This is a genomic window from Arthrobacter sp. BB-1, assembly GCF_006151685.1.
Taxonomy (GTDB): domain Bacteria; phylum Actinomycetota; class Actinomycetes; order Actinomycetales; family Micrococcaceae; genus Arthrobacter.
Genome location: NZ_VDEV01000015.1, coordinates 155,575 through 178,489, shown reverse-complemented (window position 1 = coordinate 178,489; position 22,915 = coordinate 155,575). Strand labels below are relative to the sequence as shown.

The window sequence follows — 22,915 nt, the reverse complement described above, 5'->3', positions numbered from 1 at the left end:
AATCTGAAATGCAGGTAAGGTCAGCGCGGCGCGGCAGTGGCGCCAAGGCCCACTTCGTTCTTCTGTTCCAGCTCGGCGATGCCGTCCAGGATCGCGGGAGCGTGGTTGGCCACGGACAGCCCGCCGAACAGATAGGCGAGGTCGACCGTGGCCTGCAGTTCCTCCCAGCTGGCCCCGGCGCGGCGGGCTGCGAGGCCGTGCAGCTTGGCGGCATCACGCACGTTGACGGCCAGGACCGCGAACAGGATCAGCTGAACGGTTTTCTGGTCGAGCTTGTCCGTGTAGCAGATCAGGTTCCGGACGCGTTCTTCGGCGAGCAGCAACTCAGGGTTGGTGTCCCGGAGTTGGTCGAAGCGGGCCTGGATGCGCGGGGGCACGAAACCCATCAGTTCGCGGTAGGTGTCCAGGAATTCGTCGATCTGCCAGTTCTGGCCTTCGGTGGCGGTCATGACCGTCCCTTCTTTCGTAATTGGCTTCCGGTAGTGCGAGGGGCGGGTCAGGCGCCGCTGACCGTCAGTGTTCCCAGATTGGTGAACTCGGCAGTGATCTGTTCGCCGGGGCGGACGAATACGGCGTCGGTCAGGCTGCCGGTCAGCACAACTGCTCCGGCTTCGATGGACTCCCCGCGCTCCGCGAGGGCGTTGGCGGCCAGGGCCAGAGCCTCCCCGGGGTGCCCCTGAACGGCTGCACCGGTGGCGGTGGCAACCACGGTGCCGTTCACGGACAGGATGACGGCTTCAAGGGCGAGGTCCAGGCCTGCCGGATCGGTGCCTGAGGCGCCGATGAAGAGGCGAGAGGATGAGGCGTTGTCTGCCACGACATCGGGAAGCGTGAATTTGAAGTCGGTGAAGCGACTGTCGATGACTTCGAAGCCTGCGTGGACGCTGCCGACGGCGGTCATGGCCGTCGCCGCTGTCACTCCGGGTCCGGCGAGGCGTTCCTTCATGACGAAGACGATTTCCGGTTCGATCTTCGGATGGATGAGTTCATCCATCGGAATCGGAACACCGGCTTCGAGGACCATCTTGTCGGTGATGACGGCGGTGAGGGGCGAATCGATGCCCATCTGCTGCTGCTTGGCACGGGCGGTCAGGCCGAGCTTGACGCCGATGACGCGCTCTCCGCCGGCAACCTTGAGGTCGATGAGCTTCCGTTGGACTCGGTAGGCGGCCTCAAGATCCAACTCGGGATATTCGTCGGTGATCTTTCCGCCGTCGGTCCGGTCCAATTCACGTTTGTACAGGACGTCCGCGACGCGGTCTTCGGTCCAGTCGCCCCCCTGGGCCGACGTGGGCGTGGTGGCTTCATTGCTCATGCGGGGACTCTTTCGTTGTGTTCGGCGGCCTGGCGCTGCAGGCCCGCCAGTTCGATGGCGACGTCGATGATCATGTCTTCCTGGCCTCCGACGTAGCCGGCTTCGCCGACCCGGCGGAGGATCTGGTACGCCGGAACGCCGTAGCGTTCCGCGGCGCGTTCCGCGTGGAGCAGGAATGAGTTGTAAACACCGTAACGTCCCTGGACGATAGAGGCACGGTCCATGAGCGGCATGCGCGTCACGGTCGGGGCCAAGACTTCTTCGGCGGCAGCGAGGGCAGCTTCAACGTTGACGCCTGTGGGGATGTCCAGGGCGTCGAAGATGGCGACGAGGACTTCTGTGGGTGTGTTGCCTGCGCCGGCTCCGAGGGCACGGAGGGTGCCGTCGATGCTGCGGGCGCCAGCGCGGTAGGCCTCCACCGAGTTCGCCACGCCCATGGACAGGTTCTGGTGACCGTGAAAGCCCACCATGGCGTCTTCGCCGAGTTCCTGGACGAGGGCGTCGACGCGGGTCCGGACGCCGTCGGGAAGAAGTGCCCCGGCGGAGTCCACGACATAGACGCACTGGCAGCCGGCGTCGGCCATGATGCGGGCCTGCTTGGCCAGCTGGACGGGTTCGGTGCGGTGCGAGAGCATAAGGAAGCCGGCGGTTTCCATGCCGAGGTCCCGGGCGGCCCGGAAATGCTGGATGCTGACGTCAGCTTCGGTGGAGTGGGTGGCAACGCGCACCATCCCGGCCCCGGCGGCGTGGGCTTCGCGAAGATCCTCCACCGTGCCCAGCCCGGGCAGCAACAGAACAGCGATTTTGGCGTTGGTGACCTCTTCGGCGGCTGCGGCCACCAGATCTATGTCACGGACGCTGGAAAAGCCGTAGTTGAAGGAGGAGCCGGCGAGGCCGTCGCCGTGGGTGACCTCGATGACCGGTACGCCGGCGCTGTCCAGTGCCCGGGAGATGTCAGTGACCTGCTGGATGGTGAAGCTGTGGCTGACGGCATGGCTGCCGTCGCGCAGGGTCGTGTCGATGATTCGCACGGGCGGGTTTGCGGCGTGGTTGTTCTCGGGGGTCGTCATTTTGCTGCCACCTGCTCTTTCTGGTTGGTGGCTGCCGGTCTTCTGAGGTTCCAGGCGAGGGCCAGCCTTTCGCCAGCGCGTGCTGCGGCTGCCGTCATGATGTCGAGGTTTCCCGCCCAAGGGGGCAGGTAGTCGCCGTTGCCGGTGACTTCGAGGAAGATGGCCACTCGTCCGTTACCGTTCCAATCCATGCGGGGATCCTCAAACTGGGGCTCGGACTTGAGTTTGTAGCCCGGGACGTACCGCTGGACCTCCGCGACCATGCGGTGGATCGATTCAGTGATGGGGCCGCGGTCGGCGTCAGGTCCGATGGCGGCGAAGATAGTGTCCCGCATGACCATGGGGGGTTCCACCGGGTTGAGGATGATGATCGCCTTGCCCCGGGTGGCGCCTCCCACGGCCTGGATGGCGTGGGAAGTGGTTTCGGTGAATTCGTCAATGTTCGCCCGGGTTCCGGGTCCCGCGGAGCGTGAGGATATGGACGCGACGATTTCAGCGTACGGCACCGGGGAGACCCTCGAGATGGCCGCAACGATGGGGATGGTGGCTTGGCCGCCGCAGGTAATCATGTTAATGTTCGGGGCGGTACCGTCTTCCGCGGCCAGGTGATCCTCCAAGTTGACTGCCGGGCAGACGAAGGGACCGACCGCAGCCGGAGTGAGGTCGACGGCGGCGATGCCGGCTGCCCTGTATCGCGGAGCGTTCGCCTCGTGGGCCTTGGCGCTGGTGGCTTCGAAGACGACATCGGGCAGGATCGTCTGGTCGAGGAGCCAGTCGACTCCCTCGGCGCTGGCTTCGACCCCGAGCTCCTGTGCCCTGCGCAGCCCGTCGGAGGCGGGGTCGACGCCGATCATGTAGCGGACATCGAGGGCTCCGCTGCGCTGGAGTTTGACGAGCAGGTCGGTGCCGATGTTTCCCGGGCCGACAATGGCCGCGATGGGACGTGGACGGTGGTCCATGAAGTTACTCCTGTGCCTTGTTAGAGGTTTGCTAGTTGGCGAAGTTCGCGGTGACGGTGCCCAGTCCCCTGGCGAAGCTGGCCGAGATGGTGTCGCCCGGTCTGGCGGCTACAGCGGCCGTCATGGAGCCGGGAAGAATGATGGAGCCTGCCTCGAGGGTGACGCCGAGGGAACCCAGGGTGTTCGCGAGCCAGACGACTGCGTTCAGGGGCGAGCCGAGCACCGCGCCGCCGGCGCCGCTGGCAACGAGCTCGCCGTTCTTGGAAAGGTTCACGCCGGTGGTCCGCAGGTCTAAATCCGCCGGTTTTACGGGCCGTGAACCGAGTACGACCCCGCCGGAGGAGGCGTTGTCAGCGATAGTGTCCGCCAGCTTGATCTTCCAGTCGGTGATCCGTGAATCGATGATCTCCAAGGCCCCCACGACGTAGTCGATGGCGCTGAGCGTTTCGGCGGCGGTGACGCCCGGGCCGGTCAGGGACTTCCCGAGGACGAAGGCGAACTCCGGTTCCACCTTGGGGCTGATGAAACGGCCGGCCTTGATTGGATCCGTGTCGGCGAAGAACATGTCGTCCATCAGGTGGCCGAAGTCCGGCTGGTCCACGCCCAGTTGCACCTGCATGGCACGTGAAGTGAGACCGACCTTGTGTCCCTTGACGGCGCGGCCTTCGACCTTCCACGCCTGAACCTGCGCCAGCTGGATCCCGTAGGCACCTTCGACGTCGAGGTCCGGAATGTTTTCGGTGAGGGGCGCAACGGTCTGGCGTGTCCGGTAGGCCTCAAGAAGTGCTTGCGCGGCGTCGTTGTCGCGGGTGCTGGTGGTCATGCCTGTCTCCGTCGGTGTGGTCCGGCCCATAACGGCCAGTGAATGGAACGAACACTTGGAATACTGCCCGTCTCTAGGCCATACTCCAAGCATGTGTCCCACTGAACGAGACGTTCCTGAGTCCATGATCGGCCGCGTCTCATTGATCCTGGGGTCCTTTGGTCCCGAAGATGAGGACCTCGGTATTTCAGAGATTGCCCGCAGGACGGGCATTGCGAAGGCCACGGTCTCCAGGATCATTCGCGAGCTGATCGACTATGACTTCCTAGAAAAGCGCGGCACTTCAGTTCGGCTGGGTCTGCGGGTCTTCGAGCTGGGGTCGGTCAGCCGGCGGCCCAAGGATCTTCGCCGACTGGCGCTAGCCACCATGGCCGATCTCCGCCAGGCCACCGGCCATACGGTGCATCTGGCCGTCCGTGAAGGCCGGGAAGTCGTCTATATTGAGATCCTCCGCGGCCGGGACAGCGTGCAGCTGCCGTCACGGGTAGGGGGACGAATGCCTGCCCACGCTACCGGGGTGGGGAAAGCCCTGCTCGCCTTTGCCGAGGCAAGCGTTGTGGAGGAAATTCTGGCGGATCCTCTTGAGCAAATCGGCCCACGGACCTTTACTTCTGCACGTGATCTGCGGGTGGAGCTGGAGTCGGTGCGCACCCACGGAGTGGCCTATGAGCAGGAGGAGTCCGCCGCGGGAGTGTGTTGCGCCGCAGCGGCCATCCGGCGCGAGAACGGCGAGCCGTTGGCGGCACTCAGCGTGTCCGGGCCCCTCGGCGTCGTACAGCTTGAAAGGGTGGGTCCTGCCGTCCAAGCGGCCACCATGGGACTCAACCGGCTGATCAGGAACAACACGCTGCTGAACAAAATTTGAGCGTGCCGATTCCAGCCTTCCTGCCGCTAAAGCAATGTGGCCCCGTGCCGAACTGGCGTTCGGGACGGGGCCACTCCTGTTGGGACTTGCAGGCTTACGCTGCGAACGCAGCCATCCGACCAATCGCAGGATTAAACAGTCTCTTTGACCCGCTCCGCATGTATGGCCTTCACGTCCATCCGGCGCGGATTCTTCTTGCCGAGGTCCTCCAGTGGAACGTTATAGGTTTCGCGGCTGAACAGCACGGCCACGACCGTCATGGTGGCCGCGATGCAGACGAATATCGCGATCGGCAGCCATCCCATTTCTCCCTTGAGGACGATCGCCGCGGCGATGGACGGGGCGAAGCCCGTCAGGACCACGCCCAGCTGGGTGGAGACAGCAACACCCGAGTAGCGGACCTTCGCGGCGAACTGCTCCGGGTAGAAGGACGGCCAGATGGCGTTGTAGCAGCTATAGAAGAGGGACGTGAGCGTGAACTGACCGAGAAAGATTAGCCAGCCGTTGCCTGAAGTGAGGGTGCTCAGATAGAAGAAGGAGGAGAGCGCGGATCCCACCGCTGCTGTGATGAGAACAGGCTTGCGGCCGATCCTGTCCGAGAGCATGGCTACGAGCGGCTGCACGATCAGGGCACCGATATTCGCCCCAATAACCACCCAGAGCATCGTGCTGGAAGAGACCAAGTTGGCGTGCCCGTATTCCGGCTTCGAAGCGTAGGCCACTCCGAAGGTGGCTGTAACGGAGCTGACGACACCGATGCTGGTGCAGCCGACAACGCGGATGATGTCACGCCACTGGTCGCGGAACAACGCCTTGATAGGCATGTCCTCGACCTGGTGTTCCTCTTCAAGGTCGGTGAAGACGGGAGCATCGTCCAGGGTACGGCGGACGACAAAGGCGATGACCACAAGCACCGCGCTGAACAGGAAGGGAACGCGCCAGCCCCAGGTGTAGAGGTGTTCTGGAGGCAAGGTCGCGAAGGGGATAAAGACGAGGTTGGCCAGGATCAGTCCGGCCTGGGTGCCATTCAGGGTCCAGCTGGCGAAGAACGCCCGCCTGCCCAAGGGGGCATGCTCAATCGTCAGTGAGCTCGCGCCGCTCTGCTCGCCCGCGGCGGAAAGTCCCTGACACAGCCGGAGGAAGACCAGCAGGGCCGGCGCCCAGAGGCCGATGGTGTTGTAGTCCGGCAGGACGCCGATGAGGAACGTGGACATGCCCATGAGAAGCAAACAGAAGACCATGACCTTCTTGCGGCCGATCTTGTCCCCGTAGTGGCCCAGGAAGAAGGCACCGACGGGGCGTGCAACATAGGCCACGCCGAAGGTGGCCAACGCGAGCAGGGTCCCTGTCGCCGGGTCGGTGTCGGTGAAGAAGACCTTGTTCAGGACCAGCGTTGCCATCACGCCATAGATGAAAAAGTCGTAGTACTCCACCATGGAACCAAGGAATGCTGCGACGGCAGCCTTCACCGGAGTAGGTGCGTGGCCGGGCGCCGGTGCCGGACCGCTAACGGAGATTGTCATGTTCGAGCTCAATTCTGGGTTTCGGATTCGATCAGGGAAAGGAAGATTTGACGCATGCGCTGCGGCGCTGGCTCAAGGCCGGTAAAGAGCCTGAACGCCTCGACGCCCTGGTGCACGCACATGCGTCCGCCGTCGAGCGTGCGGCAGCCGAGCGCTTCGGCCCTGGCCAGCAGTTCAGTGTGGATCGGGCGGTAGACCACGTCACTGACCCACTGGCCTTTATTAAGGAGCCCGGTGTCGAAGGAGGTGCCAGGGTGGCCGGCCATACCGACCGGGGTGGCATTGACCACCCCGTCGGCTGAACGGATGGACGCGATCAGCTCCCCTGGATCTGCGACCTGCACCGCTTCGCGTCCCGCTGCCTTGTTGAGCGTCATGGCGAGCTGTCGTGCACGTTCTGGGAAGAGATCGCTGACCGTCAGTTGCTGCACGCCAAGGCGGAGCAGCGCCAGTGACACCGCGGCCCCTGCCCCGCCAATACCGATCTGCACTACGTTGTTCAACTCCGCGCCCGGAAGTCCCTCCTGAAAACCTTTCTGAAACCCCACGTGGTCGGTGTTGTGGCCGAGCATACGGCCGTCCCGGAAGACAACCGTGTTCACGGCGCCGAGGATCCGGGCGTCGTCGCTGATTTCATCGAGCAATCCAAGCACTGATCGCTTGTAAGGATGGGTAATGTTCAGTCCATCGAAGCCCAGGAACCGGGCATGGCGGAGCAGCTGTGCGAGATCGCCCTGGCCAAGAGTCAGCGTGGGCATGTCAATCGGCCGGTAGACCAAACGCACACCGTGGAATTCGGCTTCGCGCTCATGCATCCCTGGGCTGAGGGACGGAAGAACGCCGTCACCGATCAGGCCGATCAGATATGCCGGCTTACGCAGATCGCCGGGGTGTTGGTCCTGACGGGTATGACTTCCCGTCGCCTCGCCCGTTCTCCCACCGACCAGAAGTTCAGCACACATCGGCAACCTGCTCGCTGCCAACGTGTGAACTAGGTACCGAGGTGGCGGTATCCCGCCCGAGTCCGTGTTTCCTTGATCGCATCCTTGCGACTCCCTTCCATCTGCCGTCGGCCTGCATGCACCGTAAGTGATAGTGACAGGCTTCACAGCGAAAAGGTGCATTCCGTCTCGCTCAACGGGACACGGCGGAGCTACAGCCAACGGACGGCGGCCGCAATCTTGTCCGGACCGAGGGACAGATGGCGCCCCATCTGGTCCGGACCAACCCCTGCCATCAGTCGTTTCGGTGGGTGGAACACTCGCTACCTAAGGAAGAAATTGTTGGTGAAACTCGTCACAGCACCCTCCCAAGGGTCGATGCTTACCCCCTGTCCCCGGTTCGGCGCTTCCGACTCCGTTAAGTGTGCGAAGTGACGCCGGGATCACAATACAAAGGAGTATTCCGTGAATCTTCGTGCCTTTACCGCAATGGGCTTGGTGGCTCTCGTCGGCCTTTCCGCTACCGGCTGCGTCGCAAAGAGCTCAGCCGAGGCGGGGAAATTCCCGTCCAAGGACGTCCACCTCAGCGTGCCCTGGGGCGCCGGCGGCGGCGGCGACTTGAACGCACGGACCTTGGCCCCCATTCTGGAGGAGATCCTGGGAGTGAGTGTCATCGTGGAGAACCGGCCGGGAGCGAGCGGTTCGGTAGGCATGGAGTGGCTGGCAGACCAGAACCCCGACGGCCACACTATCGGTTTTGTCGGCGCTGAACTGGCATCACTGCAGCACATTGGCTACGAAGTGAAACCAGAGAGCCTCGCTGCTGTTGCGCAAATTGTCAGCGTTCAAGCAGCCCTTGCTGTTCCCGCGAATAGCGAATTCAAGACCCTGGCAGACCTCGTCTCAGCCGCTAAGGCTGCGCCGGGCAGTCTCTCCTACTCCAACCCGGGCCCCGGTTCCATTTTCGAGGCTACCGGAAACGGCTTCCAGCAGGAGGCCGGGATCACGCTGTCGTCTGTCCCCTTCGATGGCTCAGCCCCGGCCGTGACCGCGGCCGTCGGCGGGCAGGTCGACCTCGTAATCGACAACCTTGCCAACATCGACCCGAAGGTGAAGTCCGGTGCCCTGCGGTACCTCGCAGTATTCGCCGACGAGCGTTTGCCGGCCCTGCCGGATGTGCCCACTGCGAAGGAGGCCGGCGTTGACCTGGTAAATGCTTCATGGAACGGTGTTGCCGCGCCGAAGTCGACATCCAGTGAAGTGCTCAAAACACTCTCCGATGCCTTCAAGAAGGCGGTGAATGACCCGCGGTTTATCGAACACGCCAAGAAGACCAACCAAGAGGTTGCCTACAAGGATGCTCAGTCCCTGGCGGGCTACGTCGATGAGCAGACCGAGCTGTACCGTGCCTGGCTGACTGAGAAGTAGATCCTTGAACCGGCAGAAGGCATTAGTGATGAGCTCCGGAGAGCACACCAGGACGGGACACGACGTCCAGCAGCACCCTCCATTTGAGGCGCAGGACGACGTCACTCTCCTAATCACCGAACATTCAGGACACACCCGCCCGGTGTCGCGCTTCCGGGACGTCGTCTGCACAGCAGCATGTCTCCTGATTGCCGGGATCGTTCTCCTCCAAATGGACGCCATCACGGACCGCGGCAGCGGACCGAGCGCCCTCAACGGGCGTTTCTGGCCCACGATGCTCGCCACCGCCCTGATCGTCACCGGCACCGCCATAGCCTTGGTCGCGTTTTTCAAGAAAACGCCTGCCGTGTCTGACCAGGAACAAATCTCAGTCCCCGGGATGCTGCGGCTCACCGCCGCCATCGTCCTCCTGGCCGCATACGTGGCGTCCTGGGGCACCATTCAGTTTGCCCTGTCCACGGCGGTTGTCACAGGCGTCATGACCTACCTGTTCGGCGGCCGAAACCTCACGTCCTGGCTGTACTTCCCCGCAGGACTTGGCATCCTCTTCCACCTCTTCTTCATCGTCCTACTGAAAGTCCCGATCCAATGAACGGCAACCCAATAATTGACGGACTGCTCGCGGTCCTGGACCCGGCAGTCCTCATGTGGATCGTCGTTGGACTCCTCGTAGGCATGCTCGTCGGTGCCTTCCCCGGAATCACCTCCACCATGGGGGTGGCGCTGGCCAGCGGATTCACTCTCACACTGGAGCCACTGCAGGGCCTTGCCATACTTATCACCATCTACGTCGGCGCCACCTTCGGAGACCGCCTCCCGGCAATCCTTCTGAACACTCCAGGAACACCAGCTTCCATATCCTCAACCTTTGACGGCTATCCCCTGGCGAAGCAAGGCAAAGCAGGCCTGGCGCTGACGACCTCCGCTATCGGCACCGCGGTCGGACTGCTCACCGGCGTGGCGGTCCTCGCCGTCGCAGGCGTTCCACTGGCGGCGTTCGCCCTCCAGTTCGGGCCCGCAGAACTCTTCGCTCTGGTCGTAGTAGGCATCACCATGATGGTCGGGGCCTCCGCCGGCCGCCTCTGGAAGGGCCTCGCAGCCGGCGCATTCGGCCTGCTGCTTGCCACAGTGGGACGGGACCCCATCACCGGTGACCAGCGGTTCACCTTCGGCATCAACGAACTCAATGGAGGAATCCCCTTCATTCCAGTGATCATCGGCCTGTTCGGCCTGGCCGAAATCATGAACCAGATCATCGTCCACCGGAAGGGCCCGACGGCTAAGCCCGTTACCCAACTTGGAGAATGGTGGCCCAGCAGGCAGGTCATGAAGCGGTTGCGCAAACCCATGGCCATCGGCGTCACCACCGGCGGGGTCATTGGCCTCATTCCCGCCGTCGGCGGCGACATCGCCGGCATCGTGGCATGGGAAAACGCCCGCAAAGCCTCAAAGCATCCCGAAGAATTCGGCAAGGGATCACTCGAAGGACTCACGGCCGGTGACACCTCCTCCGCCGCAACCCTCGGCGGAAGCCTCACGACCACCCTGGCTTTGGGTGTCCCCGGTGACTCCGTTATGGCCGTCATGATCGGTTCAATGCTCGTCTGGGGCATCACTCCCGGCCCCGCACTGTTCTCCGAGCAGCCCGACCTAGTCACCTCGATTGTCGGAATTATGGTTATCGCGTCCATCGTGACCTTGATCCTCAGCCTCGTCCGGATGCGGGGGGTTGCGAAACTCCTGCAACTGCCCAAGCACTACCTCTGGGTTATCGTTCTCCTCTTCTGTCTGGGCGGAACCTACTCGGTCCAAAGCAGTATCTTCGACGTCATCATGATGATGGTCTTCGGCCTAGTCGGACTCTTCATGGTCCGTTTCGGATTCCCTCCCGGCCCAGCCGTTCTTGGACTTATCCTTGGGCCGCTTGCGGAGTCGAACCTGCGCCGAGCCCTCGTCATCGATGGATGGGCCACGGTCTACAGCAGCCCCATCGCAGTAGTCCTTCTCACCGTTGCTGTACTAGCGCTCGCGGTTCCCCCGGTCCGCGGCTTCATCAAGTCCCGCCGCGGACTCAGGGCCAGTCCGGCCGCAGAGGAGGCTGTTCAGGAGCAAACCAGGGTTTGACCTTTGCGGAGCGTTAAAGGGACTGTCCGTTTCTCAAAGAACAGCGTTGGATCACGTGAGAAGCGGACAGCTGCACCGCAGCGTCCAATGGGTACCCGCACTGGGTCCCTGAACATACAGCATACGAGCAGCTTTCGCGGCAGCAGTGAGCGGACGACGGCGGAACTTCCCGCCGTCGTCCGCTGCCGCTGCAATCCCCTTTGGGTCCTTCTCTGAGGAACCGCTACAACGTCGAGGTGGGCGCTGGCCGCTATCGTGTCGGCGGCAATGGTACCAACTCGTCGTCGGACCATCCGGGGTCCAGAATGCGGCGGCCGGACGAGCCAAGGCCGGCCCGATGGCGGTGCGGGCCGGGCGCTTTATCCCAGCACACACTTGCATCAGCACCGGACACTCCGCCCCAATCCTCACCGACATCGCCTTCATAAATTGGTGGGAGGGCAGAGGCAGCAAGGCCCACCAATTCTTACAACTCGCCCTCGATGCCGGCCCCGGCTCGTCAGTGGCCAGGCTCGGCGAGTTTATGATCAGAACCGGATCGGTTGTCATGTCATGCCGCTCCCTGCGCTTGCCTGCATGAACAGGTATCAGGGCGGAAACTCCTGGCCCGCCGCAAACCCAAGTCCATCCAAAGAATAGTCAGCAAGTCATGTTGCGCGCGGCCTTAGCCATCAAGAACTGGTGGATGCGAAAAACCAGCGGAAGGACGAACAAACATGAAGGGACTGCCCCCGGTTTTGTTGACTCCTTGACCTAACGAGCTTGTGCTCGTGGAAGGATGTTGACCATGCCCACGCCGTATGGGGCGGAGTTCCGCCAGGATGTTATTGATGTAGCCCGCAAGGGTGAAGCGCCCCTGGCGCAGATCGCGAAGGATTTCGGGCTTTCGGTCACGACGCTCAAACGCTGGATCGCCATTGCCGAACGCAAGGAATCCGATGCTGGCCCGGCGGCTGCGGAGTCGGCTGAGATGCGGGAGCTGAAGAAGCGGAACCGGTTGTTGGAGCAGCAGAACGAGGTTCTGCGCCGTGCTGCTGCCTATCTGGCCAAGGACATCAACCCAAAATGATCTACCCGCTGGTCACGGATCTTGCCGCCGACGGTGTTCCCGTGGCGGTGACGTGCAGGGTGTTGGGATTCAGCAAGCAAGGCTATTACCGGTGGAGGGCCAACCCGGTGACGGAACGGGACTTGGTTGATGCGCACCTAGTCAACGCCGCGCGGGACATCCACGCCGACGACCCGGCCTTCGGGTACCGGTTCATCGCCGATGAGCTCCCGGAGATGGGCATCGTGGCGGGTGAGAACAGGGTCCAGCGCCTGTGCAGGGACCACGGCATCTGGTCGGTGTTCTCGAAGAAGCGGGGCCTGAACCGGAAGCCGGGGCCACCGGTTCACGACGACCTCGTGGAGCGGGACTTCAGATGTCTATTCCGGCAGGATCGTCGGGTACTCGATGGATTCGCGGATGAAGTCCTCGCTGGCCGTCGCTGGGCTGGAGAACGCGGTGCGGGTACGCGCCCGGAAGGGACCGTGGTTCACTCGGACAGTGAGACTGTCTGAACCGGTATTCCTAGAGGATCCTTGACTCGCAGGGTGATGGATGCGACAGGATGCTGGTGCCGGGTGCGCCCAGGGTTCTGCGCCAGTGTGCTCATCACTGTCTTGTCCGCCGGTGGTCGATGCCCGGGGCCGTGCCCCTTGCACATCGGATGGAACGGAGGAAAACGACATGACCAAAACGCCGAAACCAGCGACCCGGACCAGGCACCGACGCCCGTCTTCGCTGGCGTCGACACGCACAAAGAACTGCACGTCGCCGCCGTCATTGATGCCGGCGAGACAGTGCTGGGCACTAAGAGCTTCCCGACAACACGCACCGGCTACCGGTCAATGCTCGCCTGGATCGGCGATTTCGGTGATCTGGCCCGGATCGGCGTCGAGGGCGCCGGATCCTATGGTGCGGGCCTAACCCGACACCTTGCCAAACCCGGTGTCATGATCCTTGAGGTCGACCGGCCCGACCGGTCTGACCGCCTCCGTAAAGGCAAGGACGACGATCTGGACGCAATCAATGCAGCCCGCGCCGCTCTGCATGGCCGACGCACCAGCATCCCAAAAAGCAAGGACGGCGCCGTCGAAGCTCTGCGCGTGCTGCGCATCACCCGCGCACGCGGTCCGGGAGCGCCGCAGCGCCCTGCAACTCCTTCGGATGTCGATCGTCTCCGTGCGGAGGTGCTTCGCAACCAAGTCCGTCAACAAAAGCCGGGGCAGTCCCACCCAATCCGCCCCCGGCGGTGTTGACAGTGTCAACACCGAGGCTGTTGCATCCTCGTCCCGCTGTCTCCGCCCTTACGCGCGAGATGGAAGCTGAGGCGCCTACCCAATAACCCTCCACCGCGAGGGCGTGCGGCGCTGGGTGGTACCGGCCCAGATATTAACGGAGAACGGCCCGCGAATCGTGCGCCAAGTTAACGAATCGACGTTCTGTTATCCCACTCCCCAAGCACGATCCGCTTTGAACGAACGTCACTCGCTTCCGAGACCCACGGTTCGCCTGCGGAGTAAATCGCCCGTAGTGCTTGCACCGCGACGTCTACAGCCTGTTCGGTGGCTTTCTGGCGATCTCCGTCCTTCACCTTCTGCCCGTGGACGAGTTGACTCCGCACCGAGTATGTATTCCCGAGGGACGTCATCATCTTCGACCTAAGTGCAATGTTCTCTTCGAGAAGGATCGCAAGCGAAGAAGTTACTCGGTTCACAGTCTCGATTTTCGTTCCGACCAAGCTTTCCCAGCAGATGACAGCGTCGACCAAGCGATCGTCCGGGTCGTATCTCTCGTTGACGGCCGAGACCAGCCGACGAGCCGCGATATCAAGGCTTTGATTGTGGTTCGCATCAAGGACATTGGCCCAGTGCACAATCCTCTCAATGTCAGGTTCCCGGATCTCAATAGCCTCCTTGGGAATACCGAACGGGCTGCCGCTCGAACCCCATCCCCCAAGGAAGGGCACGATGCGGGTGGAGAATGTCAGGCTCGGAGCACGCACACGGCCGTCCTCGGAAGCCAATGCAAATGCCAACGGCAGCAGGTGCCGGACCTGATTTTCATGAGTTTGAAACTCATCTTGTAGCATTGGCTCGCTTAGATCGCCACGACCCATCAATGGGGTCGTTTCGTGTTCTCCCACCAATACTGCGGTTGTTGGGTTGAGTCGAGCTCGTCTGGCTGCTTGGGCGGTTCCCGCTGGAATCCCACGAATGACACCCCATGGCGTGGCGATCTGCAAGCCGTCTGGAACAGATAGTCCTGCCAAGCCGTGGACAAGCTGGATCGTCACTGGTTCGCCGCGAATTGCACGTTTCATTTCGGCAAGATTTTCTAAGACTAATGCGCAAAACTCGTCTTCAGTGGAGGGTGCCTCAATGTTCGCCCGCCGGAGTGCTGGAATAATAAGGCTAGATGAGAGTGTCTCGCGTTGAACAATAGAGCCACCCCCTGGATACTGGAAAAAGGTTCCGAATTCAGTACCTGCCGACCACATCCGTTCAAAGTCGCTATCGGCGTTCAACGCGTCGACAGCCGTCTGATGCTGCGGTGAGTTCAGAAGCACCGAAGTTACTCCTGAACTGACCTTGAGCAGTGGCTCATCCTCTGGGTCGTTCAGGTCCCAAGGGGCATGTGGAGGATTCTGCATTGTCACGAAGGCGGTCCGTGCCAACTCGCGAAGAGCAACCTCAGACGCCCCACTACCCGTTGACGCTTCAGCGTCCATGTTCAGCTCCCCTCGATCTTTGCGAGTCGATGATGCAGAGCGCCGAACTGTGGGGGAGCCATCGGCTGCGATCCACTGGGCCTCATTTGAAGATTTCCCAGCATACTTCGGTCAGCTTTTCCGCTTCGGCAGTGAAGTCAGTCGTCACCCTCGGACTTTAGCAAAGTCTCAGGCGAGATCCTCGGGATGCAGGTCGCTGTACCAGCAAAGTTTGTCCATAGGATTCGGATTCAGCGAGAGCCCAACCCATCAATGGAAAATGAGAATGTCAAGCTTTGTCAACACTTGAAAGTCAAAAAGCTACTGACCTGCGGAAACACTGTGCCCGAGGTGGGACTCGAACTGCATTCCCGGCCCTGAATATACTGGGAACCCGCGAAAACATACGGAATCCAAGACAGTTCGAGGGCTATACGGGCCGGTACGAAGCCCGGAGTGTGGACAATGTCCACACTCCTTTCTTAGCTTTAGCAGCTGATTCCTCGACCGGATCAATCTGTCGCTCCCCCGCCCACAAGGGCAACATGGACTATCAACCGGCGGACTCATCCCGCGGCGCCTGTCTTCGCTGCGTATGCCGTGGCCTGCTCGCGCACTTGCCGGGACCATCGCAGCTCTCACAGGGGGTCCTCGCCGAACAAGGCATCACCATCCGCGACGGACTCTTCGTCGGCGACGATACCTTCTCCCCCTACGACGGCGAACCAGGCACTAGCCTCGCTCTGCCGGTCAGCTCAACCCAGACCAGTGCGATCAACGCCGAATTCATCTACCGCGGAAGCGCCGTACAACCCACCAATGAGATCACGCTGCCAACTACCGGTCAGGAAGCAGCCAAAGCCACCGCCGTCGAACACCACATGGACACCATCGCCTCCCAACCAACCGACACCGCGCTCCAGCACGGCCGGAAACTCTGGGCAGACATGCTCAACTCCAAAACCTTCGCAAGCGACGACGACTGCCACGCCCTCGTCACCAACCTGCAGTTCCCGGCGATCCGCGACCGGCTCATCGCCGACATCCCCGGAGTGGACGAACCAGTGCAGCAGGTCCTCTTCGCCCAAACAGAGGAAGCCCCCAAGTGGTCACGCATCGAATGGGCACAACAACTGCTCCTCCACGCCTACACCCGCACCAGTCCCGAACATGCTGCCCCGGTCCTCACAACCATTGGCTACATCAACTGGTGGGAAGGCAGAGGCAGCAAAGCCCACCAATTCCTCCAACTCGCCCTCGACACCGACCCCGCCTACCGCCTCGCCCGCCTCAGCGACCAGATGATCGGCTCCGGAATCGTCGCCGGCTGGAACATGAACAAAGACACCGCCTACAAAACACGGCCCTTCAACATGCCCTAGAGCACTTCTGTCCCAGTTCAGTCAGGTTGACGGAGTAGCTGCGAGAACTCCCCACGCTTGAAGGAAGTGGCCGTTTCCGCAGGTCAGACATGCGATGCGACGAACATGACCATATATTCGAAGTGTTCTACAACCCCTGGCGAACCCCAACAACAACGACGGCCTATCGCCAGCCGTCGCGATAGCAGCATTCACCCCCGGGCAACCGCTTCTCGCGGCCGCCGCCGCCGGGACTGTCCGATAAACGGTGTGTGGGGCCCGGCCGGTTTCATTGGTGAGTGGTTCCTTCGAACCGGCCGGCGAAGGTGATAGCGAACGCGTTTAGCGCGGGCTTCCACCTCATCACCAGCGTGCACGGCCACCGCCGGTTGAATCAAGAGATCTGGTGACCAGGTATAGGCATTTCAGGGCAGCGGTCTCGTTCGGAAAGTGCCCGCGGGGCCCTCACCGCCCTTCGGTAGCGTGCGTTGATCGACTCGATCGCGTTCGTCGTGCAGATGACCCGTCGGATCTCCACGTCGTACTCCAGGAAGGGCAGGAACTCCGCCCAGGAGGATTCCCAAAGCAGCACGATCGCCGGATACCGCTGGCCCCATTCGGCCGTGAATTCGGCGAACCGGTCCTTCGCCGCTTGCTCGGACGGGGACGTGTAGACGGGCTTGAGCGCCTTGACGATGCCGTCGCGTGATCGCCTCCGGCAGACCCTTGAGCCCGTCGCAGACGGCGATCAACACATCTTCCACGCCCCGGTTCTTCAGCTCCGAGAAAACCTGCAGCCAGAACCGGGCACCCTCGCCACCGTCGCCGGCCCAGATGCCCAAAATCTCCCGCTCCCCATTGGTGGTGACGCCCATGACGACGTAGTACGGGGTGTTGCGCACCTGCCCGTCACGGACCAAGACCGACGACCGCATCAACGAATAGCACCGGATAGATCGGATCCAAAGGCCGGGCTGACCATTCGGCCAGTTCCCCGGCGACTTTCTCCGTGATGGGGCTGATGGTGTCCTTAGAGACCCTGGCCCCGTAGACCTCCTCGAAGTGCGCGGCGACTTCCCCCGTGGTCAGCCCCCGGGCAGAGAGGGAGAGCACGATCTGATCGATCCCGTCCAGAGGCCGTTTCCGCTTGGGCACGATCACCGGCTCGAACGACCCGTCCCGATCCCGGGGCACCTCAATCTCGACCGGGCCAATCTCGGTCAGCACAGTCTCCGAGCTCGTGCCGTTGCGCATGTTAGCTGCGATCGGAGTCTGGCCATGCTCGTGCCCGAGGTGCTCAGTCAGCTCCGCTTCCAGCGCGGTCTCAAGCACATTTCTCGTGAGCTGGTTCAGCAGCCCGCCCGGGCCCACCAGGCTCACGCCCTGCTCCCTGGCCTGCCCGAGCAACCGCTCCGCAAGCTCCTTCTGATCGATGATCTCTCCCGTCACAGGATCGATCATCACCCCTGCCATCTCGGTCGTGGACTCTGACACGGCCGTCTCCTTCCGGATCAGGCCGGACCCCAAACACCGTTATTCAGACAGTCCCGCTGCCGGGCCAAAAGAGACTACGCGGCTGTCTGACATTCTTGACCGGACGGGCCCAATCCACGAAACATTAAACGCTAGTGCCGGTCGATGTTGAAACGGGGGATCCTCACGGGTTGTTTCGGGAATCGATGGGGCTAGGCCAAGGACTCTTTTCTTCAACTCGAGCCCGCCACTCCATGGAGGTGACCTGCACGTCCGGGTGGGCTGACTCGTCGTACATCCTCATCGCTACGGCAAAATATTGGGCGATACGTCTGAGGGAGCCCATGATCACGACGGCGGTGGATGTGGGTAGATTACGAAGGCGCTCACTAGTCGCGATATAGCAGTGACATACGTCATATTGAAAGCTTACGGTGCTATTGGCCCACAACCTCTCATGAGGTTACGAGGTTTCAAATAGCGCATCGATGGGATGAGGCGCTCACCGCAGGACATAGTCGGTCTTTTTCGGCTAGTCAGTGGCGGCCTGGGATCCGACGGGCCGTATAAACCCAAAAGTGCTTACTAGCGCTGTCCGCCTATGCCGTCGGCCTTCTCGGGCTCCCCAGGGAGAACGACTGGGGCCGGGGCAGGACACCGACGGACCGGTCCCCTTTTCATCGATGCCGAGCATCCGCGGTGCCAGGGTGCCGACATGGGTAGCGTCAGCGACGTGGAATTCAGAGCGCACTGGACTAGCCACCCGAACGAAGCGGGGGCATTTATACAGGGGCTGGGGACGAGCGGGGGCGGAAGGCAATGACAAACTCCATCACCGGCCGCCCCGGCCCGTGACCCTTCGTTCAGAGACCCGTCTTCTTGTCGTAACCCGCAGAGGGAGCCATCGGAGCCATTACAACGACGTTCGGGGCGGCAGTGAAAAGACCGGCAGTAGCTCTGCTGTACAGAACTTTTATCTGTACAGCAGTAAAGTGATGTGTTTCACTTGAACAACCACGGATCTGACACAAAGACGAGGGAGAACCGAATGAGTTTTGAAGCAATGGGCCGTCGCGGATTTATTAAAGTCACGGCCGCAGCCGGCGGGACACTATTTCTGGGAGGGCTTACGGCCTGCGGCCAGAGCAGTGGCGCCAGCAGTGGCGGTGGAGGTCAGAAGGGCTATTCCGGAGACGTAGCAATCACCGGTCTGGCCAGCCTCATCCACTCGGCTCCCTTCTTCATCGCCCAGTCGGAGGGCTACTACGAGGAAGAGGGACTGACCCTCGAGCATATTCAGTTCCCGGGCGGGCTTGACACCGTCCGAGGAATCGAGTCGGGAATTGGCTTCGGTACCTCGTCCACTATTCCCGTCTTCATTGCGGCCGAGAAGGGCATGGACGTAAAAATCTTCGGCAATGTTTACACAGCGGCCTCAGTCGACTTCATTGCACTGCCAGACTCGCCAGTCACTTCCATCGAGGACATCAGGGGCAAGAAGGTCGCAGTCAGCACGCCCGGGTCAAACTCCTCGTATTTCGCAGACCGTACTCTCCGGGAAGCCGGCATTATTCCGGGCAAGGACGTCGAACTCATCAGCGTCGGCTCGGCGAGCGACTCCTGGACCGCCGTCTCCCAGAAGGTTGTTGACGTCGCGTGGACGGCCTCGCCACTCTCCGAGAAAATCGCCTCCGAGAGCGGAGCGAAGGTTATCTGGCGTTCCCGCGACTATGTAACGGACTGGTCGGACACCTGCCTCGTCGCGACAGGATCGTTCATAGACGAAAATACCGAGGCGTTGAAGGGCTGGGGCCGTGCGCTCAAGAAAGCGATGGACCTGATCACCAACGACCTCGAAAAGGCCGCCGACGTCTACGGAACCGCTATTAAATACGAGCCCGCGGTGGCTCTTGAGGCGCTTAAGAATTCCCAGAACTTCTACAGTCTGGACTTTACGGATGCCCAACTGGCTGCCGTCGTCGCCGCCGGTAAAGAACAAGGCCAGATCACCAAAGAACCCGACATGGATGCCATCGTCATGAGGAACTTTCTCTCATGAGCCAGGTATCCCCAATCGATTCGGTAGAACACGACAGCGACGTCGTTTTCGACAATATCGGAATGACTTTCGGGACCGCGACAGGAGTCACCCACGCAGTTGCTAACGTTTCGGGAGCGATACCGGAAGGCAAATTCGTTTCCGTTATCGGTCCCAGCGGCTGTGGAAAAAGCACTTTGCTTGACATGGTCGGTGGCCTGCTGAAGCCCACTCAAGGTTCGGTCAGCATAAACGGCGAAAGCGTGACGGGTCCTCGGCGGGATACTGCCATGGTATTCCAAGAAGACTCCACCCTGCACTGGCGCACTGTCCTGGACAATGTCGCTTTCGGCCTCGAGGTCAAAGGCCTTCCGAAAGCGGAGCGCCACGAACGCGCCCGCCGAATGATCGAACTTGTCGGGCTCACCGGTTTCGAGGACCACCGCCCCGGTCAGCTTTCCGGTGGAATGAAGCAGCGCGTCGCGATCGCCAGGGCCTTGGCCATGGAGCCGCGCGTCCTACTCATGGACGAGCCTTTCGGCGCTCTGGATCAGCAGACCCGGCAATTCATCGGCCGGGAACTGCTCCGTATCTGGGAAAAAACGCGCAATCGCGTGCTGTTCATTACCCATGACATTCAGGAAGCCGTTTATCTCTCCGACGAGGTCTGGGTCATGTCAGCCAGGCCCTCCGTCGTCAAAGAGGTTGTAACCATCGACCTGCCACGGCCCCGGCCGGAGGGAACTCACGCGCTGCCAAGGTTCCGTGAGTTGGAAGACCACCTTTGGGCGCTGGTAAAGGTTGAGGCGGAGAAAACGTTGGGACCAGGAGCGCGGCTGGCGTGACGGTTCAGGAGAAAACCTCATCCGTCCAGAGCCAGCAAAGGACCCCGCTCGTTCCGCGTGCCGCCCTTGTCCGTTGGGTTATTATTTTCGCGCTTGTTGCCGTCCTTGAGTTCACCACGCGGACGGGGATGATCAGCCAGTCCCTTATGGTGCCACCATCTGAGATTCTTACCCGGTTGGCCTCGATTGTCCCAACGGAGCAATTTGGGCAAGACGCCGCCCGTACCCTTACTACCATTCTGGTGGCGTTCAGCATCGGACTCGTGCTGGGAATCCCGCTCGGTGTTTATTTGTGGCGAGTACCGGCCGCAGGGCGCATCCTGGAGCCTTTCATCGTCACCGGCTACGCGATGCCCACCCTGTTGTTCTACCCGGTTCTGTTGGCCTTGATGGGACTCAACGCGGGACCGATCATTGTTATTGCCGCGTCGATGTCCCTGATTCCAATTGCCCTGACAACGATGGTTGCCCTGAATGCCATCAAGCCTATCCTTCACAAGCTCGCTAATTCTGTCAGCGCTTCTCCGCGGCAGTACTACTTGAAGGTGCTATTTCCGGCGGCGACACCGCTTATTTTCCCTGGTGTGAAGCTCGGATTTATTTACGCCGTGATCGGCACCGTTGCCATGGAGTTTATCCTCGCGTCCCAAGGAGTTGGCTTCCGGGCCGGCTTCTACTATCGGGAACTGAATACCGCAGACATGTGGGCCTATATCGCTGTTGTCATCGTTCTCAGCGTGTTGGTCAACAGCGTGCTTACCTGGCTGGAGAAACGCATTAGAAGGGACATGCTGTGAGTACCGATGTAACGATTCCTTCGGTCCCGAGAATCACCACTCAGCAGAGTGCGAACAGATCCAGCGTCATCCGGGACAACGTGTGGCGTGCCGCCGTGCTGTTAGCCTTGGTGCTCCTGTGGGCGTTGCTGTCTTCCATGAGTGACCTCGTCGCTTCGCCCACGGACTCGCTTAACGCGCTGGCGGAACGGTTTGCTGATGGCTCCATTTACCGGCATCTCAACGCGACCCTGCAGGCGGTAGCCATTGGGTTCCTCATCGCCGCTGCAATAGGCTTTCCGCTGGGCTATGCCATTGGGCGGAGTAAGTTTCTAGGTGCTGTCTTCGACCCCATCGTCGCAGGCGCCTTCGCCATCCCGCGCGTAATCTTCTTTCCCATTCTTCTCCAGATTTTCGGAGTGGGTGTGGGAGCTCAGTCGGCAATGGCCGCGTTGGCAGCGGTATTCCCCATCATGGTCTCAACGACCGCTGGCGTCCGCGCCATCAACCCGCTTCTGCCAAAGCTGGCACGCTCGCTGAGCCTATCTCCGCTGCAGACCGTGACCAAAATATACGTTCCGGCCATGGCACCGTCGCTCATGGTGGGTATCCGTATCGGCTTCAGCATCGCGTTCATCAATGTGATCATCGCCGAATTCTTCGCTGCGCGTGCCGGACTTGGGCTCTTGGCGCTGCGGGCCTACGGAATGCTTGACCTGCCAACCATGTACGGCATCATCGTGCTCCTCGCGGCAATCGCACTGGCCGGGAACCTCGCCCTGTGGGCAGTCGAACGGCGGCTGGGCAACAAACTCTAGCCCTCGGCCTAGGAAGCCTGCACGCTCACGGTGTCTGACCACTGAACCGTCTAAGAAAGGGGAAAGCATGTCTGCGACTGCTGCCCGAGAGGAATACCAGAGGTTAAGGTCCCAGTTCAAGGAAAAAGGACTGGGCGGAAGGATCGGGTTTGGGAGACGGCCAGCGCTTCTCGTGGTTGACATGATCCGGGGATTCACGGATGCAAGATCGCCCCTGGCCGGAGACCTCGACGAACAACTAAAGGCAACCCAGGAACTTCTTGGAAGGGCGCGGGGTGCTGGCGTTCCGATCATCTTTTCAACTGTCGCGTACGACACCGACCTGCAGGAAGCCGGTAAGTGGATCCAGAAAATTCCGTCCAACAGCTGGCTGGTTGAGGGAAGCGAATGGGTGGAACTCGACGACAGGTTCGAGCGTCAAAACAATGAAATGTTGCTGGTGAAAAAGTATGCATCCTGCTTTTTTGGCACCGATCTTGCCGCCCGGCTGGTGTCCAAGGGTATCGATACGCTGATCCTCGTCGGGTGCACCACCAGCGGATGCATCCGAGCTACCGCCGTGGATTCATGTTCCTACGGATTTCACACCATTGTTGTTGAGGAGGGCGTCGGAGACCGGGCTGAGCTGCCGCATCTCGCGAGCCTTTTCGATATTGACAACAAATACGGCGATGTTGTTGGGCTGGCTGAAGCAAACACCTATCTCGAACATGTCCGAGGGTAAGCCCAGCACGGCGCAAAAGTCGCCGTGCGTGGTCTCTAACCGGACTCCGGCCCAAGGGCGGCGCGCCATCATCATGC

General features: G+C 61.3%; 18 protein-coding genes and 3 pseudogenes. 12 read left to right on the top strand and 9 right to left on the bottom strand.

Annotated elements, in window-relative coordinates:
- Positions 1 to 20: 20 nt before the first annotated feature.
- The 5 genes from FHJ30_RS09305 to FHJ30_RS09285 are packed head-to-tail and all read right to left on the bottom strand — an operon-like array spanning position 21 to position 4,167.
- Positions 21 to 449, bottom strand: a complete 429-nt coding sequence (locus FHJ30_RS09305) for a carboxymuconolactone decarboxylase family protein (RefSeq protein WP_139029012.1) — start codon at positions 447 to 449, stop codon at positions 21 to 23.
- 47 nt (positions 450 to 496) lie between these two features.
- Positions 497 to 1,315 (bottom strand): 2-keto-4-pentenoate hydratase, encoded by an 819-nt coding sequence (locus FHJ30_RS09300; RefSeq protein ID WP_139029011.1) that lies wholly within the window; start codon positions 1,313 to 1,315, stop codon positions 497 to 499.
- Entirely contained in the window at positions 1,312 to 2,385 is a 1,074-nt protein-coding gene (dmpG, locus tag FHJ30_RS09295; protein WP_139029010.1) for a 4-hydroxy-2-oxovalerate aldolase, read from the bottom strand. The genes FHJ30_RS09300 and dmpG overlap by 4 nt, the downstream gene beginning before the upstream one ends.
- Positions 2,382 to 3,344, bottom strand: a complete 963-nt coding sequence (locus FHJ30_RS09290) for an acetaldehyde dehydrogenase (acetylating) (protein WP_139029009.1) — start codon at positions 3,342 to 3,344, stop codon at positions 2,382 to 2,384. The genes dmpG and FHJ30_RS09290 overlap by 4 nt, the downstream gene beginning before the upstream one ends.
- Before the next feature lie 31 nt (positions 3,345 to 3,375).
- Positions 3,376 to 4,167, bottom strand: coding sequence for a 2-keto-4-pentenoate hydratase (locus tag FHJ30_RS09285; protein ID WP_139029008.1), 792 nt, complete (start codon positions 4,165 to 4,167; stop codon positions 3,376 to 3,378).
- 91 nt (positions 4,168 to 4,258) lie between these two features.
- Here FHJ30_RS09285 and FHJ30_RS09280 point away from each other — a divergent pair, with 91 nt between their 5' ends.
- Positions 4,259 to 5,032, top strand: coding sequence for an IclR family transcriptional regulator (locus FHJ30_RS09280; RefSeq protein ID WP_205677045.1), 774 nt, complete (start codon positions 4,259 to 4,261; stop codon positions 5,030 to 5,032).
- 131 nt (positions 5,033 to 5,163) lie between these two features.
- Here the strand turns inward: FHJ30_RS09280 and FHJ30_RS09275 are convergent, their stop codons facing one another.
- Positions 5,164 to 6,549, bottom strand: a complete 1,386-nt coding sequence (locus FHJ30_RS09275; protein ID WP_373683134.1) for an MFS transporter — start codon at positions 6,547 to 6,549, stop codon at positions 5,164 to 5,166.
- A gap of 14 nt (positions 6,550 to 6,563) precedes the next feature.
- Complete coding sequence (locus FHJ30_RS09270) at positions 6,564 to 7,517, bottom strand: shikimate dehydrogenase (RefSeq protein ID WP_139029006.1); 954 nt, start codon at positions 7,515 to 7,517, stop codon at positions 6,564 to 6,566.
- A gap of 444 nt (positions 7,518 to 7,961) precedes the next feature.
- Here FHJ30_RS09270 and FHJ30_RS09265 point away from each other — a divergent pair, with 444 nt between their 5' ends.
- From FHJ30_RS09265 to FHJ30_RS09245, 5 genes and pseudogenes are all read left to right on the top strand, one after another.
- On the top strand, positions 7,962 to 8,924 hold the full coding sequence (locus tag FHJ30_RS09265; RefSeq protein WP_139029005.1) for a tripartite tricarboxylate transporter substrate binding protein: 963 nt from the start codon (positions 7,962 to 7,964) through the stop codon (positions 8,922 to 8,924).
- A 28-nt stretch (positions 8,925 to 8,952) separates the two neighbouring features.
- On the top strand, positions 8,953 to 9,516 hold the full coding sequence (locus FHJ30_RS09260; RefSeq protein WP_139029004.1) for a tripartite tricarboxylate transporter TctB family protein: 564 nt from the start codon (positions 8,953 to 8,955) through the stop codon (positions 9,514 to 9,516).
- Entirely contained in the window at positions 9,513 to 11,048 is a 1,536-nt protein-coding gene (locus FHJ30_RS09255; protein ID WP_139029003.1) for a tripartite tricarboxylate transporter permease, read from the top strand. Before FHJ30_RS09260 ends, FHJ30_RS09255 begins: the two co-directional genes overlap by 4 nt.
- 787 nt (positions 11,049 to 11,835) lie before the next feature.
- Positions 11,836 to 12,596: pseudogene (locus FHJ30_RS09250) on the top strand (IS3 family transposase); the annotation flags it as partial.
- A 222-nt stretch (positions 12,597 to 12,818) separates the two neighbouring features.
- Positions 12,819 to 13,275, top strand: a pseudogene (locus tag FHJ30_RS09245) (transposase); the annotation flags it as partial.
- A 244-nt stretch (positions 13,276 to 13,519) separates the two neighbouring features.
- Here FHJ30_RS09245 and FHJ30_RS09240 read toward each other — a convergent pair.
- Entirely contained in the window at positions 13,520 to 14,752 is a 1,233-nt protein-coding gene (locus tag FHJ30_RS09240) for a HEPN domain-containing protein (protein WP_139029002.1), read from the bottom strand.
- 668 nt (positions 14,753 to 15,420) lie between these two features.
- On the opposite strand from FHJ30_RS09240, the gene FHJ30_RS09235 reads away from it, so the two are divergent.
- Positions 15,421 to 16,185, top strand: coding sequence for a DUF4192 family protein (locus tag FHJ30_RS09235; protein WP_240793647.1), 765 nt, complete (start codon positions 15,421 to 15,423; stop codon positions 16,183 to 16,185).
- A 268-nt stretch (positions 16,186 to 16,453) separates the two neighbouring features.
- Here FHJ30_RS09235 and FHJ30_RS09230 read toward each other — a convergent pair.
- Positions 16,454 to 17,625 (bottom strand): annotated as a pseudogene (locus FHJ30_RS09230) (IS256 family transposase).
- 1,060 nt (positions 17,626 to 18,685) lie between these two features.
- On the opposite strand from FHJ30_RS09230, the gene FHJ30_RS09225 reads away from it, so the two are divergent.
- The 5 genes from FHJ30_RS09225 to FHJ30_RS09205 all read left to right on the top strand — a co-directional run bounded on the left by FHJ30_RS09225 (position 18,686) and on the right by FHJ30_RS09205 (position 22,838).
- Positions 18,686 to 19,696, top strand: a complete 1,011-nt coding sequence (locus FHJ30_RS09225; protein ID WP_139029001.1) for an ABC transporter substrate-binding protein — start codon at positions 18,686 to 18,688, stop codon at positions 19,694 to 19,696.
- Positions 19,693 to 20,520, top strand: a complete 828-nt coding sequence (locus tag FHJ30_RS09220; protein ID WP_171058975.1) for an ABC transporter ATP-binding protein — start codon at positions 19,693 to 19,695, stop codon at positions 20,518 to 20,520. Before FHJ30_RS09225 ends, FHJ30_RS09220 begins: the two co-directional genes overlap by 4 nt.
- Positions 20,517 to 21,317: an ABC transporter permease gene (locus tag FHJ30_RS09215; protein WP_171058974.1), complete on the top strand. Its 801-nt coding sequence runs from the start codon at positions 20,517 to 20,519 to the stop codon at positions 21,315 to 21,317. Before FHJ30_RS09220 ends, FHJ30_RS09215 begins: the two co-directional genes overlap by 4 nt.
- Positions 21,314 to 22,114 carry an ABC transporter permease gene (locus FHJ30_RS09210; protein WP_139029000.1) on the top strand — a complete coding sequence of 267 codons (801 nt, stop codon included), beginning with the start codon at positions 21,314 to 21,316 and terminating at the stop codon, positions 22,112 to 22,114. The genes FHJ30_RS09215 and FHJ30_RS09210 overlap by 4 nt, the downstream gene beginning before the upstream one ends.
- 67 nt (positions 22,115 to 22,181) lie before the next feature.
- A complete protein-coding gene (locus FHJ30_RS09205; RefSeq protein WP_139028999.1) occupies positions 22,182 to 22,838 on the top strand; it encodes an N-carbamoylsarcosine amidohydrolase in 657 nt (218 codons plus the stop codon).
- Positions 22,839 to 22,915: the final 77 nt, after the last annotated feature.

Bases quoted from the DNA above. Each gene is read 5' to 3' on its own strand.
- dmpG (WP_139029010.1), bottom strand. From the start codon at position 2,385: ATGACGACCCCCGAGAACAACCACGCCGCAAACCCGCCCGTGCGAATC.
- FHJ30_RS09205 (WP_139028999.1), top strand. From the start codon at position 22,182: ATGTCTGCGACTGCTGCCCGAGAGGAATACCAGAGGTTAAGGTCCCAG.
- FHJ30_RS09285 (WP_139029008.1), bottom strand. From the start codon at position 4,167: ATGACCACCAGCACCCGCGACAACGACGCCGCGCAAGCACTTCTTGAG.
- FHJ30_RS09290 (WP_139029009.1), bottom strand. From the start codon at position 3,344: ATGGACCACCGTCCACGTCCCATCGCGGCCATTGTCGGCCCGGGAAAC.
- FHJ30_RS09260 (WP_139029004.1), top strand. From the start codon at position 8,953: ATGAGCTCCGGAGAGCACACCAGGACGGGACACGACGTCCAGCAGCAC.
- FHJ30_RS09220 (WP_171058975.1), top strand. From the start codon at position 19,693: ATGAGCCAGGTATCCCCAATCGATTCGGTAGAACACGACAGCGACGTC.
- FHJ30_RS09305 (WP_139029012.1), bottom strand. From the start codon at position 449: ATGACCGCCACCGAAGGCCAGAACTGGCAGATCGACGAATTCCTGGAC.
- FHJ30_RS09270 (WP_139029006.1), bottom strand. From the start codon at position 7,517: ATGTGTGCTGAACTTCTGGTCGGTGGGAGAACGGGCGAGGCGACGGGA.
- FHJ30_RS09255 (WP_139029003.1), top strand. From the start codon at position 9,513: ATGAACGGCAACCCAATAATTGACGGACTGCTCGCGGTCCTGGACCCG.
- FHJ30_RS09300 (WP_139029011.1), bottom strand. From the start codon at position 1,315: ATGAGCAATGAAGCCACCACGCCCACGTCGGCCCAGGGGGGCGACTGG.
- FHJ30_RS09225 (WP_139029001.1), top strand. From the start codon at position 18,686: ATGAGTTTTGAAGCAATGGGCCGTCGCGGATTTATTAAAGTCACGGCC.
- FHJ30_RS09280 (WP_205677045.1), top strand. From the start codon at position 4,259: ATGTGTCCCACTGAACGAGACGTTCCTGAGTCCATGATCGGCCGCGTC.